General features: G+C 56.6%; 18 protein-coding genes. 6 read left to right on the top strand and 12 right to left on the bottom strand.

Annotated features, from left to right (window positions below; genetic code table 11):
* Positions 1-181 precede the first annotated feature (181 nt).
* The 3 genes from GOV88_RS18320 (at position 182) to GOV88_RS18310 (ending at position 2,929) form a co-directional block, all read left to right on the top strand.
* On the top strand, positions 182-943 hold the full coding sequence (locus GOV88_RS18320) for a DUF6478 family protein (RefSeq protein ID WP_171241316.1): 762 nt from the start codon (positions 182-184) through the stop codon (positions 941-943).
* An 11-nt stretch (positions 944-954) separates the two neighbouring features.
* Positions 955-1,314, top strand: a complete 360-nt coding sequence (locus tag GOV88_RS18315; RefSeq protein ID WP_171241315.1) for a hypothetical protein — start codon at positions 955-957, stop codon at positions 1,312-1,314.
* 88 nt (positions 1,315-1,402) lie between these two features.
* Complete coding sequence (locus GOV88_RS18310) at positions 1,403-2,929, top strand: MFS transporter (protein ID WP_171125665.1); 1,527 nt, start codon at positions 1,403-1,405, stop codon at positions 2,927-2,929.
* A gap of 39 nt (positions 2,930-2,968) precedes the next feature.
* On the opposite strand, the gene GOV88_RS18305 is transcribed toward GOV88_RS18310, so the two are convergent.
* The 7 genes from GOV88_RS18305 to GOV88_RS18275 form a co-directional block, all read right to left on the bottom strand.
* The gene (locus GOV88_RS18305; protein WP_171125663.1) at positions 2,969-4,309 is read right to left on the bottom strand and encodes a S41 family peptidase; all 1,341 of its coding nucleotides are present in this window, start codon (positions 4,307-4,309) and stop codon (positions 2,969-2,971) included.
* Between the two features lie 6 nt (positions 4,310-4,315).
* On the bottom strand, positions 4,316-5,446 hold the full coding sequence (locus GOV88_RS18300; RefSeq protein ID WP_171126778.1) for a murein hydrolase activator EnvC: 1,131 nt from the start codon (positions 5,444-5,446) through the stop codon (positions 4,316-4,318).
* The gene (gene gpmI / locus GOV88_RS18295; RefSeq protein ID WP_171241314.1) at positions 5,443-6,960 is read right to left on the bottom strand and encodes a 2,3-bisphosphoglycerate-independent phosphoglycerate mutase; all 1,518 of its coding nucleotides are present in this window, start codon (positions 6,958-6,960) and stop codon (positions 5,443-5,445) included. The genes GOV88_RS18300 and gpmI overlap by 4 nt, the downstream gene beginning before the upstream one ends.
* A 102-nt stretch (positions 6,961-7,062) precedes the next feature.
* Positions 7,063-8,736: a sulfatase-like hydrolase/transferase gene (locus tag GOV88_RS18290; protein ID WP_171125657.1), complete on the bottom strand. Its 1,674-nt coding sequence runs from the start codon at positions 8,734-8,736 to the stop codon at positions 7,063-7,065.
* A gap of 65 nt (positions 8,737-8,801) precedes the next feature.
* A complete protein-coding gene (gene nqrM, locus GOV88_RS18285) occupies positions 8,802-9,044 on the bottom strand; it encodes a (Na+)-NQR maturation NqrM (RefSeq protein WP_170356551.1) in 243 nt (80 codons plus the stop codon).
* A gap of 14 nt (positions 9,045-9,058) precedes the next feature.
* A complete protein-coding gene (locus tag GOV88_RS18280) occupies positions 9,059-10,084 on the bottom strand; it encodes an FAD:protein FMN transferase (protein ID WP_171241313.1) in 1,026 nt (341 codons plus the stop codon).
* A 67-nt stretch (positions 10,085-10,151) separates the two neighbouring features.
* On the bottom strand, positions 10,152-10,337 hold the full coding sequence (locus GOV88_RS18275) for a hypothetical protein (RefSeq protein ID WP_171125653.1): 186 nt from the start codon (positions 10,335-10,337) through the stop codon (positions 10,152-10,154).
* 110 nt (positions 10,338-10,447) lie between these two features.
* Here GOV88_RS18275 and GOV88_RS18270 point away from each other — a divergent pair, with 110 nt between their 5' ends.
* The 3 genes from GOV88_RS18270 to tviB all read left to right on the top strand — a co-directional run bounded on the left by GOV88_RS18270 (position 10,448) and on the right by tviB (position 13,346).
* Complete coding sequence (locus GOV88_RS18270) at positions 10,448-10,972, top strand: CBS domain-containing protein (RefSeq protein ID WP_171125651.1); 525 nt, start codon at positions 10,448-10,450, stop codon at positions 10,970-10,972.
* A gap of 71 nt (positions 10,973-11,043) precedes the next feature.
* On the top strand, positions 11,044-12,057 hold the full coding sequence (locus GOV88_RS18265; RefSeq protein WP_171125649.1) for an NAD-dependent epimerase/dehydratase family protein: 1,014 nt from the start codon (positions 11,044-11,046) through the stop codon (positions 12,055-12,057).
* Positions 12,058-12,062: 5 nt separating this feature from the next.
* Positions 12,063-13,346, top strand: coding sequence for a Vi polysaccharide biosynthesis UDP-N-acetylglucosamine C-6 dehydrogenase TviB (gene tviB, locus GOV88_RS18260; RefSeq protein ID WP_171241344.1), 1,284 nt, complete (start codon positions 12,063-12,065; stop codon positions 13,344-13,346).
* Between the two features lie 36 nt (positions 13,347-13,382).
* Here tviB and nqrF read toward each other — a convergent pair whose 3' ends face one another.
* From nqrF to GOV88_RS18235, 5 genes are read right to left on the bottom strand one after another with little or no spacing between them, the layout of a single operon-like run.
* Positions 13,383-14,606, bottom strand: a complete 1,224-nt coding sequence (nqrF, locus tag GOV88_RS18255; RefSeq protein ID WP_171125645.1) for an NADH:ubiquinone reductase (Na(+)-transporting) subunit F — start codon at positions 14,604-14,606, stop codon at positions 13,383-13,385.
* 10 nt (positions 14,607-14,616) lie between these two features.
* Positions 14,617-15,225, bottom strand: coding sequence for an NADH:ubiquinone reductase (Na(+)-transporting) subunit E (gene nqrE / locus GOV88_RS18250; protein WP_050603817.1), 609 nt, complete (start codon positions 15,223-15,225; stop codon positions 14,617-14,619).
* Positions 15,225-15,878, bottom strand: a complete 654-nt coding sequence (locus GOV88_RS18245; protein ID WP_171125643.1) for an NADH:ubiquinone reductase (Na(+)-transporting) subunit D — start codon at positions 15,876-15,878, stop codon at positions 15,225-15,227. Before GOV88_RS18245 ends, nqrE begins: the two co-directional genes overlap by 1 nt.
* Positions 15,878-16,693 carry a Na(+)-translocating NADH-quinone reductase subunit C gene (locus GOV88_RS18240; RefSeq protein WP_171125641.1) on the bottom strand — a complete coding sequence of 272 codons (816 nt, stop codon included), beginning with the start codon at positions 16,691-16,693 and terminating at the stop codon, positions 15,878-15,880. The genes GOV88_RS18245 and GOV88_RS18240 overlap by 1 nt, the downstream gene beginning before the upstream one ends.
* On the bottom strand, positions 16,686-17,894 hold the full coding sequence (locus tag GOV88_RS18235; RefSeq protein WP_171125640.1) for an NADH:ubiquinone reductase (Na(+)-transporting) subunit B: 1,209 nt from the start codon (positions 17,892-17,894) through the stop codon (positions 16,686-16,688). The genes GOV88_RS18240 and GOV88_RS18235 overlap by 8 nt, the downstream gene beginning before the upstream one ends.
* Positions 17,895-17,896: the final 2 nt, after the last annotated feature.

Genomic DNA, 17,896 nt, shown 5'->3' with positions numbered 1-17,896 from the left:
CCGGACGGTACGCATAGACCCGGTTGATTGCAAGAACGCCGCCTGACGTATCAGAACGCCACCGGACTGCCCAGCCCAAAGCGTAATGGCGTTTCGCGAAAATTAATCCTGTTTGTTCGAATTCCGCTTTATCCTGATCGCTGTCTTTGACTAAAGAGAAGTACCTTCAGGCGATAGGATTATGGGCAGACTTCTGGATCGCTATATACACCGCAAAGTTCTTGCGCGTTGGCGTCAGGCTGCACAGTCTGCATCAGACGCCGCGCCCGCGACTTTGCGCGCACAACGAGACGAGGCGCGCAGGCTGCGCGGTCACCTCGACCACTTGATTCACGAAGCAGACGGTCAACTGATGCGCCCGCTGATTGGCTCGTCTCAGTTTCCTAAGCCGCTGGGAACAGATTGGTACTGGCGGCCGGATCTTTGGCGGGGACCGCTGCCGCGTTCCGGTGTGGCATCGGCCCCTCGTAAAGTCACGGTGGATCAGCATGTGTCTTTGTTTCATGACTGCCGTTTGTCCGAGATTGGAATCCGACAAACGCGAAACACGCGGGACGCCGACCTTGCCGCATTTGGACTGAGCCTTGAAGTATTCGGGTTCACCGGATCATTTCTGTCCCTGACCGTTGATTTGCCTGTTGAGGCCACGCAAGGATTCAGCAAACAACATCTGGTGCGGGTTGACGTGCATGCCGAGGCAGAGCGCCCATCAAGCATCATGGCGCGGCTGAATATCCAGCACGGCCCAAATACCGATCAGGTCCTGCGTCCGCTTGACATATCCCACACCTGCAGCGTGGCAGATTTCGATCTTGCGCATTTACCTTTGAATGAACGGCGCATTGATAAGGTTTGGCTGGACTTGATCATGGACAATCCCGCAATGAACCGCATCATTCTGCGCGACCTGACCTTCTGCCGCCACTTCCGTGCCGATTTGTGAGTTACTTGGATATGACACCCCCTATTCTGACGCCCATCCGACTGGAAAACGGCATCTGGCACGGGCACCTTTCAGCAGAAACGGAACCTCGGATCGAAGTTCGGTATCTGGGGCAAGAACTGGATGGTGTTGCCTTGTCTCCGACCAAAGGCGGATGGGCTCTGAGCGTAGAAGTCCCCACCGCAGCCTTGTCCGACGGGGTCCACAGTTTTCTAATCGTGGACCGGGAAACGTCACAGAAACTTGCTGATTTCACTGTGATCGCTGGAACGGCGGCGGCTGACGACATAAGAGCCGAGGTCAACTTGCTGCGCGCCGAACTGGATATGTTGAAGCGCGCTTTCCGCCGGGTACAGACGTCGGGCGACTAGGCAATCGACCCCCCGGAGACCGCATAACCCTATCTTTCGGCTTGTTTCCATGCATCATAGATGCATTTTTCGGGAACAGGGTGCGTTCATGGACCGAGCCAGCATAATCAAGGTTATCGCGCTGATGGTGACAGGGTTCGGCATCGGCATCGACTTTACGGGTGCCTTGATATTGGTACCCGCGATCGAAAACAGCTTTGACGCTGATATCACCAGCACTCAGTGGGTGCTGAATATCTATGCCCTGTTTTTTGCCATGACCATGGTCGCGGGTGGCCGCATGGGGGATATGTTTGGCCATCGCAGGATGATGCTGATTGGCCTTTCAATCTTTCTGTTTTCCTCGGTCATGTGTTTTGTTTCGCCAAGCCTGGATTTTCTGATCGCGTCACGTGCCTTGCAGGGGATCGGCGCAGGATGCGTGTGGCCCTGCACTTTGGCCTTCGGTGCCACCAAGGTTTCCAAACCAGAACACAGAGCCATGATCATGGGTCTGATCCTTGCCGGCGTAACCACCGGCAATGTCTTCGGTCCGATGATCAGCGGCATGGCCGTCAGCTTTGGTGACTGGAGGATGTTCTTTCTGGCAAATGTCGTCTTCTCGACCATTTCGATGGTGACAGCTCTTGTTTTGATGGAGCGTGAAACTCAGCACAAAAAGGGCGAGCACCTGGATTTCGCTGGTATGGGCCTTCTTTCCTTTGCGGTTTTGTTACTGCTCTACGGGCTGGACGTGGGTGCCGATTGGGGATGGACGTCAGTCCCGTTACTAATGCTGTTCTTCGTCAGCGCCGTCTTGTTTTTCTTTTTCCCGATGGTCGAAAAGCGTGTGAAAGAGCCGTTGCTGATGCCGCAAATGATGCAGAACCGCGAGTTCCGAATTACGCTAGGCCTTAACATGTTCAATGTATCGGCGGCCTTTGTCGGATTGCTGTATTTCCCGCAATATATGCAAAAGGTTCTGGGCTGGTCGGTGTTTCATTCGGCGCTTGGCCTTGCCCCGCTGACCGTTTTGTTGGCCGTCGGGTCGATCGTTTCGGGTACGCTTTATAATGACTTTGGCCCCAAACGCCTGCTGCTCTGGGGTTATCTCATCGCAACCGTGGGTGCAGTCAGTATCGTCGTGATGCCCAGTGGCCTTGGCTATTTCCAGATTTTGCCCGGCATGGCGATGATTGGCTTGGGTGCCACGCTTACTGTCGGGCCCTCCGGCACGGCCGCTGTCTGCGCCGTCAAGCCTGAACGCGCGGGGCTGGTAGGCGGATTAAGCTTTATGACCCACCTGGTCTATGGGGCGATCTCGGTCGCCTGTGCAACGGCGATCATGTATGTCACCAGCCTGTCCAGTCTTGGCAAAAGGCTTTCCGAGGACGGCATCAACATGTCAGAGGCGGATCAAAGGGCCATTAACGGGGGAACCCTGACAACGGACTCAGCAAAGGCGGTCATGTCCAAGCTCAGTTCGGCAGAAGCGGAAAGCGTTAAGTCCGCAATCGCTGCAGCGTTCGACACAGGTATGAACATGGCGTTTGTCTTTGCCGCCATATCTGTTTCGGTGGGTGTCGTTCTGGCGATGATGCTAGACGAAGACAAGCTGCGCAGCGTCGAAAGCTGAGGGAAAGAAAAAGGGCCGCCAGTTGGCGGCCCTGGTATTTTATTGGGATGGCCCGTTTGGACTAAACGCTGAAAGACCCTTGAGAATGTCAATGGCATAGGCCAGTTGATAATCCTCTTCCCGTAGTTCAGCCGTTTCCTCGGCCTTGGCGCGATCTTCCTCTATCTGGCGAATCTCATCTTCGCTCAGACTGTCATTGTTCAGGCTGCCACGCAGATCAGCCTCGGACCGGGTGCGCGCATCGCTTTCGTCTTCTTCTGTTTCTGGCGCCGAACGCGGTTGCTCGACGATGATGTCCGGGCTGACACCAAGCGCCTGAATCGAGCGGCCCGACGGGGTATAGTAGCGCGACGTGGTCAGGCGCATTGCGCCGTCGCCCCGCAGAGGCATGACGGTCTGTACCGACCCTTTACCAAAGCTCTTAGTCCCAACAACAATCGCACGGCGGTGATCCTGAAGCGCACCTGCGACGATCTCGGACGCTGATGCAGATCCACCATTGATCAGCACGACAATTGGCTTGCCTTCGGCCAGATCGCCCGGCGTTGCATTAAACCGCTCGCCATCATTTGCGTCACGGCCGCGGGTCGAGACAATCTCGCCTTCGTTCAGGAAGGCATCAGACACTTTGATCGCCTGCGTCAACAGCCCGCCCGGGTTGTTCCTGAGGTCGAGGACAACGCCGTTGACCTTGTCGATACCGCCGATTTCGGCGATCTGCTCATTCAATCCTTCTTCCAGATTGGGGAAGGTCTGGTCGTTGAAAGTGGTTACACGCAGCACGACGCTTGTGCCTTCGGTCCGGGCGCGCACAGCAGTCAGCTTGATCGTGTCGCGGATGATGGTGACGTCAAAAGGATCAGTTTCACCTTCCCGGACGACCGTGATGATAATCTCGGACCCGACAGGGCCGCGCATCAGGTCAACGGCCTTATCCAGCGTCAGCCCCAAGATGCTTTCGCCATCAACATGCGTGATGAAGTCTCCTGCCTCGATCCCCGCCTCATCCGCCGGAGTACCGTCGATGGGTGAGACGACTTTTACAAAGCCTTCTTCCTGTGTGACCTCGATGCCCAACCCACCGAACTCACCCCGGGTTTGGACGCGCATCTGCTCGGCGTCATCAGGCGACAGATAGCTTGAATGCGGGTCCAGCGATGTCAGCATCCCGTCAATCGCGGCTTCAATCAGTTCTTCGGGCTCAACCTCTTCGACATATTGCGCGCGAATGCGTTCAAAAATATCGCCAAACAGGTCCAGTTGCTCATACACGCTGGCCTTGTTTTCGGCCTCTTGAGCAAGCAGGGGACCGGCAATCTGTGTCGTTGCGACGATACCTGCCAGGGTTCCGGCCAAACCGGCCATCACAAATTTCTTCATACTCGTTTATCCATCCTTGTCGGTCCGAAACCAAGATTCCGGGTCCACGGGGCTGTTATCTTGTCTTACCTCTATATAGAGCGTTTCTGACCGCTCAGTTCCAGTGCCATCACCGCTTGTTGACAAAATAGCGCCTATTTCTGGTGTTTCCCCGGGCATCAACCCGACCGGAGTGCCCTCGGGGATCACTTGTCCGGTCTCGCCATAAACCTCCTGCAAGCCTGCAAAAACGAACAGCAGTCCCGGCTGAGGTTCAAGAATTATCAGGTTGCCAAGTTCCAACAAAGGCCCGCGATATCGAATGGTTGCGGCAGTTGGCGACGTGACAATCGCGCGTGGCCGGGTTGCCAGGACGATACCTGGTCGGGTGACACCTGCAGCATCAGATTCGTTGGCGTGGTGCAAAATGACACCCCGCGCTGGCAGAGCGATCTGGCCTTGTCGGTTTGAAACATTCGCATCGGTCTGCGCGATTTCACCTTCCGATATTTCCGACAATCCGCTGGCAAACCCTTCCAGAGTTTCGGTCGAGGAAATCAGAATGGCGGTGCGGATCGGGTCTTCTACAAATCTGCGGGGCAAGTCCGTTCTATCAGAGATCGCTTCGCTCAACTTGGTGCGCGCGGTCTGCACCCCAACCAACCCTTCGGTCAGGGTTTCAGACGCGTTCTGCTGCAAAAGGCGCAGCGTCTGAACCTCATGCAGGTTTTCGGCCAATGCCTGTGCGCGGGCATTCAAGGCCGGAGTGACTTCGGACAGCATCATCCCGGCGCGCGCCGACCCCAACGGGCCAGACGGGTGCAGCATGAGAACCGGCGGCGCGGTTGTCTCAATGGTTTGAAGGACACCCAATAGCTGGGCCACATCCTCTTCGCGTGCGTGCAGTTCGGCGGTCAATTGGGCCTCACGCGTGGCGGCCCGGCGCAAACCGTCCCGCATTGCTGAAAGCCCGGCTTCATAGGCCTGTATTGTCGCAGTCAGTGCGCGTACGCGATCTCGGGCACTGTCAGCTTCGGTCAGTGCAATTGACGCCTGTTCAAGTTTGCGCGCGGCGTTCAGCGCAGCCGTCGACGGATCAGTCTGTGCGCTGGCAGGCGACGTGAGAGCCATCGCCAGAATAAGCGCGCGAAGCGTCATGACAACAAACTCTGCCCGGTCATCTCTGGCGGCTGGTCAATATTCATCAGGGCTAGAAGCGTGGGTGCCAGATCAGACAAACGCCCATCCCGCAGCGACGCACCGGATGGGCCGCCAATCAAAGCAACCGGCACCGGGTTCAGCGTGTGAGCAGTGTGGGGTCCACCGGTTTCTGGGTCGACCATCACCTCGCAGTTTCCGTGATCAGCCGTCACGATCATCGCCCCGCCCGCCCTTTCAAGCGCCGCAACTACCTGTGCGAGCCCCTGATCCACCGCTTCGCATGCCTTGATCGCGGCCTGTAGATCGCCTGTGTGTCCAACCATATCCGGGTTGGCATAGTTTGTGACAATCAGGTCATAACCTTCTTCAATTGCTTCAACGAATTTGGCTGTGACGTCTGCAGAAGACATTTCGGGCTGTAGGTCATAGGTCGCGACTTTGGGCGATTTGGGCATAAAGCGATCCTCGCCCGATTCCGGGGTTTCCTTGCCACCATTCAGGAAAAAGGTGACGTGCGGGTATTTTTCGGTCTCTGCCAGACGGAACTGGCGCAGTCCCTGTTTGGCCACCCATTCGCCCAGCGTGTTTACGATATCGCGCTTAGGGAAGACGGTGGTCATATAGGCGTTGTGGCCGTCGGAATATTCGACCATGCCCAAAAGCGCGGATAGCTGCGGGCGCGGCCCCGTTTCAAAGTCACCAAAGCCGGGTTCCCCGATGGCGCGCAATATTTCGCGCGCGCGGTCAGCGCGGAAGTTCAAGCAGAAGAACCCGTCTCCGTCTTTTACGCCATCGAATTCAGCCAACACCGTCGGCACAATGAACTCGTCGGTTTCTGACTGGTTGTATGCGTGGTCAATCGCGCCATGCGCTGTGGCTGCCGCTCGCCCCTGCCCTTTGATCATCGCGCCGTATGCTTCGCTGACGCGTTCCCAGCGGTTGTCGCGGTCCATCGCAAAATAGCGCCCGCTGACTGTCACAATACGTGCACCTTCCGGCAACCGGCCTTCCAGTTCTGCAACGTAGGTAAACGCAGATTTTGGGGCCACATCGCGGCCGTCGGTTACAGCGTGCAAAGCCACCGGAACTCCGGCATCCGTGATCGCCTTTGCCGCGGCGACTATATGGTTCAGGTGCCCGTGTACGCCCCCGTCCGAAACCAGACCCATCAGGTGTGCCGTGCCACCTGACGCTTTCACCTTGGTGATGAAGGCTTGCAGCGCCTCGTTTTCGAAGAACGAGCCATCTTCAATCGCCAGATCAATCTGCCCCAGATCCATCGCCACAACGCGCCCGGCACCGATATTGGTATGGCCAACTTCGGAATTGCCCATCTGACCACTGGGCAGCCCAACATCCGGGCCATGCGTGATCAAGGTCGCGTGCGGCCCGTTCGCCATGATCTTGTCAAAGGTTGGCGTGTTCGCCAGCAAGGGTGCATTGGCGGTCGTGTCCTCTGACAGACCCCAACCATCAAGAATACACAGGACAACTGGTTTGGGGGCGGTCATTTCGGCTCTCCGGATTATCTGCTCTTGGTTGGTCTTGTATCGTCTGGCCTGCGGCGGGTGAACCGCCTTTATTCCGTTAAGCCTAAGAATTCATACAGCGGGCTAGTCTTTGCTGGTGAGCTCCCGGTAAGGCCGTGCTGTCCGGCTCCGGTACTTCACCGTCAGTTCCAGCGGAGCGTCGTTTTCATCGTAGACCCCGACCACGACTCCGCGCCCTCGGCTTTTGGTGCGCATTTCGATCAACTGTTGCTCGGACCGGGTGGTGCGCTGCGACTGGCGACGTGTCCATCTGAAAAGATGCGAATACATGTCCGCGATAACGTCTTCATGATCCGCAGAGCCACCCAAATCGTTCAGTTCATTCGGGTCATTCTCCAGATCAAACAGTAATGGGCGATGCCCGCCTTCGCAGTGGATCAGTTTCCACTTTTTGTTGGCGACCATGAACATCACGGCATCCCGAACTGACGCGTTCAGCTTGTCCGCAATCGGAGACGCAGAATAGTCGTATTCGCAGATCACTACATCCCGAGGTGTTTCCGTGCGCAGACCGTGTAGGATCGGCAACAGGGAATGCCCTTCCAGAATGTGATACGCAATTTCTTGGCCAGTTACGTCAACGAAAGTTGGGGCAAGGTCGATCGATTCGACCAGAGCATCACAAACCGTTCCGCGCGTGCTGTCGGCTTCGGGCGAAGGGTCGTAAATGATCAGGGGAACCTTGGTCGAGGCATCATGGAAGAACGTCTTTTCCCCCATCCAGTGATCGCCCAGAAAATCTCCGTGGTCCGAGGTCAGAACGATCATGGTATCGTCCATCCGACCGGTCTCTTCCATCCACTCAAACAAGCGGCCCATCTGATCGTCCGCCTGTTTGATCAATCCCATATAGGCCGGGATCACGGCGTCCCGAACGTCTTCGCGGGAAAAAGCCTGCCCCACCTTGGTGTCCATAAAGGCCCTGAGGATCGGATGGGCGTTCTGCCGCTCGGTTTCAGCGCGGACAACGGGCAGCATATGTTCAGGCCCATACATCGAGGCGTAAGGTTCCGGCACAATGTATGGCCAGTGGGGTTTGATGAAGCTCAGGTGACAACACCACGGACCGGCATGAGATCTCATGAACTCGATCCCCCGTCCGGTCAGGTACGGCGTTTCGCTGTCTTCCTCGGCGATGTTGGCGGGCTCGGTCGAGTTTTTCAGAAACCAGCCCGACAAGACATTGCCGTCCGCATCCAAACCGGAATTGGCAAAGTCATGCCAGGGATTGTCACTCTCATAACCCTTGGCGGTCAGAAACTTGTTGTATTCCTTCGCGCCGTCAGGGTCGTAATACCCATCCGGCCCTTCTGGAAGCATCCCGTCGTCGCGTTCAAACACATCGAAGCCGCATTCTGCTACGCGCGCGCCGATCAGGCTGTCAGGCTCCAGACCCAGCCGCGCCATGCCATCGGCATCTGCCCGCATATGAGTCTTCCCGACCAGGCAACACTCCATCCCGGCTTTGCGCAGATGATCCCCCATTGTCATTTCACCTACCTTGAGCGGAATGCCGTTCCAGGACGCACCGTGCGAATGCACATAGCGCCCGGTATAGGTGGACATGCGCGACGACCCGCAGATCGGCGACTGGATATAGGCGCGATCAAAACGCACCCCACGCGCTGCCAATCGGTCAATATTTGGGGTGTGTAAGTGTAGGTGGCCGTAGCAACTCAGGTAATCCCAGCGGAGCTGGTCAAACATTATGAACAGAATGTTTTTAGCTTTGGCCAACGCGATGCCTCCCCGATCGTCAGGGTCGCAGATTAGCTAACCCCTGCCCGTCGGTTAAGCGCAAATCACACCTGCGCTTCGCGTTCCATCTGTTCCAGCATTTTCTTGGCGCGCTTGCATTGCAATTGATCGCGCAGCGGGCTGTTTGGGTCGACGTCTTTCTGGCAAACCACGCATTTATCAGCACCCGAGATTGCGTTCAGGCCGCCGCAGCTACCTTTGATGGTCTTCCCCATCAACATGACACCCAGTGACATGCCCACCATCACAAGGGCCAACAGGATAAATGCCAGAATAAAGGTGCTCATATCTGTTCCTGCTTTCAGTTGGTGCCCAAAGCGTCTTTGAACGCGGTGCTATGTACTGTGATATAGGCATCTTCGCCGCCTGTCACATCCCGCGAGATGAAATACACGGCAAGTTTATGCTTCTCGGCCAGTTCCATACCTTTTTCCTGACCCAGCGCCAGCATCGCCGTCGCCCACGCATCCGCCATCATCGCGTTTTCGGCCAGTACGGTCACCGATGTGGTACGATGCGTGATCGGCCGCCCTGTGGTCGGGTCGATGATATGCGAATAGCGCACACCGTCCTGTTCGAAGAAATTCTTGTAGTCGCCGGACGTCGCCATGCCCAGATCGTCCAATTGCACGATCAACTGCAGGTTCTGCGCCCCTGCTTCGGGTTTCTCGATCCCGATCCGCCAAGCCTCGCCCCTATCGTTTTCACCCATGGTGACCAGATCGCCGCCGATCTCGACCATGTAATCCTCAATCCCCGCATCCCGCAGGGTGCCTGCAACGGCATCAATCCCGTAACCTTTTGCTATGGCCGACAAGTTGATCCCGACCCCGGCATCCGACTTGACCAAAGTCCCGGCCTCACGATCCAATGTCAAAAGACGCGCCTGCCCGACACTGTTCAATGCGGCCTGAATGTCTTCGTCCGAGGGAACAGGGTCTTCGGGTTTACGCGGTCCGAATCCCCAGAGTTCAATCAGAGGTCCAAGCGTTAGATCGAATGTACCGCCAGATTTTTCGTGGACGTCATTGGCCGCCGCGATGACCAGGGCAAATTCATCTGAAACCTGCGTCGGCTCGGTGCTCTGCGACTTGGAAAACTTGGAAACTTCAGAATTTTCGTCCCAATTGGACATCTTGGCATTTACGTCTGCCAAGGTTTCCTCAACCGCTACGGCAAGGGCTTCTTCGTCGACATCGTCGCCAATTGCTGTGATGTTGAAGGTCGTTCCCATCGTCTCGCCAGACAAACGCACGACGTCCGGCTCTTTGTCGAACAAACAGCCGGATACGAGTGTCGCAACAGCCAGAATAGGCAAAAGACGCATGCGGGAATCTCCTGTGGAAAAGCGTGATCGGCGTATGCCAGTGGCCTTTGCCAGAGTCAAACCAGCCTTACATTTTCAAGGGCATGAACCCCAGCACAAGCAGGCCAATTCCTGCCGGAACTCCAAACAGCCAAGCCTTCTTTTGCCAACCCGGGGCCTGCTTTTTCCATGTCATGCGGAAATTGTGGCCGCATACGACCACGACGAAGAAGATCAATGCGGCAACAGGGGGGGTCAGGTAAAGGTCAGACAAAAGGTCGAATATCCTGTGTGTTAGGCGGTTTTTCACGCTTGGGGCAATTGAACCTTATACAGGTCGCAAAGCTGCGCTAAGGTAAACTACAAAAGAAGAGGAGATTTCCCATGGCACCAAGCTCTTATCAGCCCCCAACGCGCGGCGACAAGGCCGAAACCGCGACGCGTAGCCAGTCCGTGGAATCCAACCTTTCCCATTCCCAGACTACAGTTGCGAAATTGATGGAAGGCAAAGGCGACGCGGTTTTTGCAGTGCGGCCGAACGATACGATCCACTCGGTTGTAAACATCCTCAAGGAAAAGCGGATCGGGGCTGTCGTTGTGACCGATCAGAACGGGAAACTGCACGGTATTCTGTCCGAGCGCGACATCGTGCGCCGGATGGCAGACACCCCCGGTCAGACACTTCCGCAATCGGTCGAAGACCTGATGACCCGCGAGGTCAAAACCTGCGCGCCAGAAGATTTGTTGAACGATGTACTGAAAACCATGACCGAAGGCAGATTCCGCCACATGCCAGTTCTGAGTGATGGAAATCTGCGCGGTGTCATTACCATTGGCGACGTTGTCCATTTTCGCTTGAAAGAGCTGGAATACGAAGCGTTGCGCATGAAGCAAATGATCGTGGGCTGAGAAACCCCTTGACCTTGGGCCAGTGACAGTATCCCTGATGCGAAAAAGTCTGCGATAGGTTCGAGGGTTGCATGAAACGGGTTCTGGTCACCGGTACGGCGGGTTTCATCGGTTTCCATCTGGCAAAGCTGCTGTTGTCCGAAGGGTTTCGGGTGCACGGCTATGACGGGATGACCGATTACTACGACGTGACACTCAAACAGCGACGCCACCAAATGCTGTTGCAGACGCCGGGTTTCTCGGCCACCGAGGATTTGCTGGAAAACCACGACCGTCTTGTGCAGGTCGCGGACGAGTTTCAGCCGGAAATCATCGTGCACCTCGCCGCTCAAGCCGGGGTGCGCTACAGTCTCGAGGATCCGCGAAGCTATATCAACTCGAATGTTGTGGGCACGTTCAACGTCATGGAGGTGGCGCGCGAACACAAAGTCGAACACCTGTTGATGGCGTCGACGTCGTCTGTCTATGGCGCGAACGAAGAGATGCCCTTTACCGAGGTTGAAAAGGCCGACACGCCGTTGACGATCTATGCCGCCACCAAGAAGGCAAACGAGGCGATGGGTCATTCCTACGCGCATCTATGGAACCTACCGACGACCATGTTCCGGTTTTTCACGGTATATGGTTCTTGGGGGCGTCCGGATCTGGCTTTGTACAAATTCGTGGACGCGATTTTGGACGACCGCCCCATCGACATTTACAACCACGGTGACATGTATCGTGACTTTACCTATGTAGACGATCTGGTGCGGGGTATTCGGCTGTTGATCGACGTGCCGCCTGTGCGGCCGGATAGTGCCGACGATATCGCCGAGGGCGACAGCCTGTCCCCCGCCGCGCCGTGGCGTGTGGTCAATATCGGCAATGGCGACAAGGTGCGGCTGATGGATTTTATCGTAGCCATCGAAGAAGCCGTCGGAAAGAAAGCCATCCGCAACTACATGCCCATGCAAATGGGGGATGTGCCAGCAACGTGGGCGAACAACGATCTGTTGCAGGAATTGACGGGCTATCGGCCACAAACAGATTTCAAAGACGGGATTGCACGCTTTGTCGAATGGTTCCGCGACTATCATGGAAAATGACGCATATGTTTGAAACCGATCCAAACTCGCGCAGAATTGCCGTGATCGGACTGGGCTATGTTGGCCTGCCTCTGGCCGTGGCGTTCGGGAAGATAGCTCCGGTGGTTGGGTTTGATATTAACCCCGACCGAATAGACGCGTTGCGTGCCGGGCACGATTCCACGCAAGAGGTTGAACCCGATGACCTAAAAGCCGCAACTGGCCTGACGTTCACCTCTGATCCGTCAGAGATTGCGGCCTGCGATACCTATATCGTCACCGTCCCCACACCGATCACCGCTGGTAAGCAGCCTGATCTGACGCCTTTGCTGCGCGCGTCGGAAACCGTTGGCCACGTGTTGAAACCCGGTGATCTGGTGATCTATGAATCCACGGTATACCCCGGAGCCACCGAGGAAGACTGCGTACCGGTTCTTGAGCGCGTGTCCGGTCTGACCTTCAATCGTGATTTTTTTGCCGGTTACAGCCCCGAGCGGATCAACCCCGGCGACAAGGCGCACCGGATCGCGGACATCTGCAAGGTTACATCCGGCTCGACCTCCAAGGTGGCCGATCTGGTGGACGCGCTTTACGCTTGCATCATTTCGGCAGGCACCCATAAGGCTGAAAGCATTCGCGTGGCCGAGGCTGCCAAGGTGATCGAGAACACGCAGCGCGACCTGAACATCGCGCTGGTCAACGAACTGGCGATGATCTTTGGCCGGATGGATATCGACACGGAAGCGGTTCTGCGCGCAGCGGGAACCAAGTGGAACTTTCTACCTTTCCGCCCCGGTTTGGTTGGCGGGCATTGTATCGGCGTTGACCCCTATTATCTGACTCACAAGGCCGAGGCCGTGGGCCATCACCCGCAGATCATTCTGGCTGGGCGACGGTTGAATGACAGCATGGGCGGCTATGTGGTCTCGCAACTGGTCAAACGGATGATGCGCGACGGGATCAATGTTGCCGCTGCCCGTGTGCTGGTGATGGGGCTGACTTTCAAGGAAAACTGCCCCGATCTGCGCAATACCCGCGTTGTCGATATCATTCACGAACTGCAGGACTATGGCGTCACGGTCGATGTCTATGATCCCCACGCCGATCCTGCCGCCGCGCAGGCTGAATACGGAATTTCATTGATCAAGCAGCCGGAAACTGGGGGTTACGACGGCATCGTTCTGGCCGTTGCACATCGGGAATTTCTGACGCTCGAACCCGCTAAGATACGCGCCCTTGGCAAGGATCAAAGCGTGTTGTTCGACGTCAAATCCTGCCTGCCGCCCGAGGCCAGCGACCTGCGGCTGTAAAAAAAACCGGCGCTCGGAAGCGCCGGTTTTTCTGTCTTATCCGCCGAAATCGTCCAGCATGATGTCTTCGCGATCCACACCCAGATCCAGCAGCATGTTGATGACCGACTGGTTCATGATCGGCGGGCCACACATGTAGAACTCGCAATCCTCGGGCGCGGGGTGGTTTTTGAGATATTCATCGAACAGCACGTTGTGGATGAAGCCGGTATAGCCTTTCCAATCGTCCTCGGGCTGCGCGTCCGACAGGGCGACGTGCCAATCGAAATTGTCGAACTCTGCGGCCAGTTGGTCGAAATCCTCGACAAAGAACATCTCTTTTTTCGACCGCGCGCCATACCAGAAGCTGATCTTGCGGTCGCGGTTTTCCAGACGCTTGAGTTGATCGAAGATGTGGCTGCGCATGGGGGCCATGCCTGCACCACCGCCGATAAAGACCATCTCTTTCTGTGTGTCGCGGGCGAAAAACTCGCCAAACGGACCCGAGATCGTGACCTTGTCGCCCGGTTTCAGGTTGAAGATGTACGATGACATCTGACCCGGCGGGATACCATCCGAACCCGGAGGCGGCGAAGCCACGCGGACGTTCAGCATGATCATGCCCTTTTCGTCCGGGTAGTTGGCCATCGAATAGGCGCGCTCGATCGGTTCGGCCACGACGGATTCGTATTGCCAAAGATTGAACTTGTCCCAATCCTCGCGGTATTCCTCTTCCACGTCGAAATCGGTGTATTTCAACGCATGCGCGGGGGCTTCGATCTGGATGTAACCACCTGCGCGGAAGTTCACATCTTCACCCTCGGGCAGGTCCAGTGTCAGTGCCTTGATGAAGGTCGCCACGTTTTCATTCGAGCGAACGGTGCATTCCCATTTCTTGACGCCAAAGACCTCTTCTGGGACTTCGATATCCATGTCCTGCTTGACCGCAACCTGACAGGACAGGCGGTCGCCACAGGCGGCCTCGCGCTTGGTGATATGGCTTTCTTCGGTCGGCAGGATCGAACCGCCGCCCGAATGCACCCGCACCCGGCACTGCGCACAGGTACCGCCGCCGCCGCAGGCGGAGGGTACGAACAATTTCTCGGCCGCAAGGGTTTGCAGAAGTTTGCCACCGGCGGGGACCGAGATGGTTTTCTCACCGTTGATGGTGATGTTCACGTCCCCGGTCGACACCAGTTTAGAGCGCGCGGCCAGAATGATTGTCACCAGCGCGATGACGATTACGGTGAAAAGGGCTACGCCTAAGCTAAAAGTTTCCATTGCGCCCTCCTTACAGTTTCACGCCCGAGAAGGACATGAAGGCCATCGCCATCAGACCTGCGGTGATGAAGGTGATCCCCAGACCCTGAAGGCCGTCGGGAATGTCCGAGTATTTCAGCTTTTCGCGCACGCCCGCCATCGCGGTGATCGCCAGCGCCCAGCCAAAGCCGGAGGACAGACCATAGGTCGCCGCCTCGGCAAAGTTATAGTCGCGCTCCACCATGAAAAGCGAACCACCCAGGATCGCGCAGTTCACCGTGATCAAGGGCAGGAAGATCCCCAGCGCGTTGTAAAGCGGCGGGAAATACTTGTCCAAAACCATCTCAAGGATCTGAACCATCGCCGCAATCACGCCAATATATGAGATCAGGCCAAGGAAGGTCAGGTCCACATCCGGGAAGCCTGCCCAGGCCAGCGCGCCCGGTTTCAGCAGATAGTTCAGCAGCAGGTTGTTGGCGGGCACGGTGATGGCCTGCACCACCATAACCGAGATGCCCAGACCCAGCGCGGTCGAGATCTTCTTGGACACGGCGATGAAGGTACACATCCCCAGAAAGAAGCTGAGCGCGAGGTTTTCGACAAAAATGGCCTTTACAGCCAGTGAGATCAGACCTTCCATCAGTGGGCCTCTACCTGCTGAATTTTGTATTCACGCTCTTCCACCTGGTTCGGCTTCCATGTGCGGAAGGCCCAGATGATCAGACCGATGATGAAGAACGCTGACGGCGGCAGCAGCAGCATGCCGTTGGGCACGTACCAGCCACCGTTGTTCACGGTCTCCAGAATGGTGATGCCAAACAGAGACCCGGCGCCAAACAGTTCACGAATGAAACCGACCAGCAGCAGGATCAGGCCATAGCCCATACCGTTGCCCATACCGTCAATGAACGACGCGACGGGCGGGTTCTTCATCGCAAATGCCTCGGCCCGGCCCATCACGATACAGTTGGTGATGATCAGACCCACGAAAACCGACAGTGTTTTCGAAATTTCGAACGCATAGGCTTTCAGCACCTGATCCACCAGGATCACCAGCGAGGCGATGATCACCATCTGCACGATGATACGGATCGAGCCGGGGATCTGGTTGCGCAGGCACGAGATGAAGAAGGACGAGAACGAGGTCACGAACGTCACTGCCAGCGCCATCACGAAGGATACCTGCAGCGACGAGGTCACCGCCAGCGCCGAACAGATGCCCAGCACCTGCAGCGTAATCGGGTTGTTGTCGACAAGCGGGTCGACCAGCATCTCTTTTTTGGTCTGAGACATCAGATTTCTCCTGCTTGCAGTTTGGCCAGGAACGGAGCGTAGCCCGCATCCCCCATCCAGAACCTTACAAGGTTATCAACACCCACCGAGGTCAGTGTTGCCCCTGCCAGTGCATCCACATAAAAATCAGGGCCAGCGGCAGGCTGCGACTTCGCGACGGTAATCTGAAGCTCACCCGCATCATCGCGCAGCTTCTTGCCGTTCCACAGCGCCCTCCAGCGCGGGTTATCTACCTCGGCCCCAAGGCCCGGCGTTTCACCATGCTGATAGAACTGTAGGCCGAAGATATCGTTGCCGTTATTCTCCAACGCGATAAAGCCAAAAAGTGTGGACCAAAGGCCATATCCATGCAGCGGCAGGATCACCTTGTCCAGTTCACCGGAATCGTCCCGCAACAGGTAAATCACGCGGTATTTGGATTGGCGTCCGATGCCTGCGGGGTCATTGTCCAGCGCGATGCTGAGGTCAGGATCACTGGCCGCAGCGATGTCATCGAACGTGGTGGCATCGAACTGATCGTCCACGAACTGACCGGTCGACAGTTCAAGCACATGTGGTTCAAACGCGGCAAATGCCTCGGAAACGTCGACGCCCGGCTCATAGACGCCTGCGACCTGCAGCACGTTGACCTGCTTGTCTTTCAGCGCGTTCGCTTCCTGCACAGGACGCAGGCTGACTGCCGCCGCAGACACAACCATTGAGGCCACCAGACATACGGCAACCGCGACAAAGATCGTTTTGCCAACTGAATCAGGCGAGGCCGCAAGGAACTTGGCAATCGCGCCTTTCGGTTCTGGGGATTGCGTATCAGACATGGCGACGCGCCCTCCGTTTGATGTTTGCCTGAACGACGAAATAGTCGATCAGCGGTGCAAAGACGTTGCCGAACAAGATGGCCAGCATCATGCCCTCGGGGAAAGCCGGATTGATCACGCGGATCATCACAACCATGACACCGATCAAGGCGCCATAGATGTAACGGCCCATATTGGTGTGGCTGGCGGAAACGGGTTCTGTAACCATGAAGGCCAGACCAAAGGCGTACCCGCCCAGAACGATGTGCCAGTACCAGGGCATCGCGAACATGGGGTTGGTGTCCGACCCGATCAGGTTCAGCAGCAGGGTAAAGCCGATCGTGCCCGCCAGGCAGCCGAGGATCAGGCGATAATTGGCAATCCTTGTCATCAACAGGAAGGCCAAACCAATCATACACGCCAGCGTCGATGTCTCACCAAAGCTGCCTTGAATTGTTCCGAAGAACGCATTGGCCCAGGTAATCCCATCAGCCGCCAGCGCCTGAACGCCTTCGGCTGCGGTGATACCCAGCGCGGTCGCTCCGGAAAAACCGTCGACCGGGGTCCAGACTGAATCCCCCGACATTTGCGCAGGATAGGCGAAATACAGGAACGCCCGCCCCACCAGTGCGGGGTTGAGGAAGTTCTTACCGGTGCCGCCAAACACTTCCTTGCCGATGACAACGCCGAAGATGATGCCCAAAGCCACCTGCCACAGCGGTGTCGATGCGGGCAGGATCAGCGTGTAGAGCATCGATGTGACAAGGAAGCCCTCGTTAACCTCATGCCCGCGCACGGTGGCAAAGATGACCTCGAAAATACCGCCCGCGACCAGTGTCGTGATGTAGATCGGCAAGAAATAAAGCAACCCGTGCAACACATTGGCAAACAGGCTGGACGGATCCAACGAAATGCCGAACATCTGCAGCAAAGCAATACGCCAGCCGGTCGCGGCATCCGGCCCCAGCGTGGCAATGGCCGAGTTTGCCTGATAGCCCGTGTTCCACATCCCCCACAGGATACAGGGGATAGTGGCGATCACGACATAGGTCATGATCCGCTTCATATCCACGTAGGACCGTGCGTGTGGGGCAACGGTGGTGACGGTTTTCGGAGTGTAGATGAAGCTTTCGACCATCTCGTAGATGGGGAAATACTTCTCGTACTTGCCGCCCTTGGTAAAGTTCGGCTCGATCCGATCGAAGAAGCTGCGCAAACCCATGT

The organism is Ruegeria sp. HKCCA5491, from assembly GCF_013034565.1.
Classification (GTDB): domain Bacteria; phylum Pseudomonadota; class Alphaproteobacteria; order Rhodobacterales; family Rhodobacteraceae; genus Ruegeria.
This window is presented reverse-complemented; position numbering and strand designations above follow the sequence as displayed.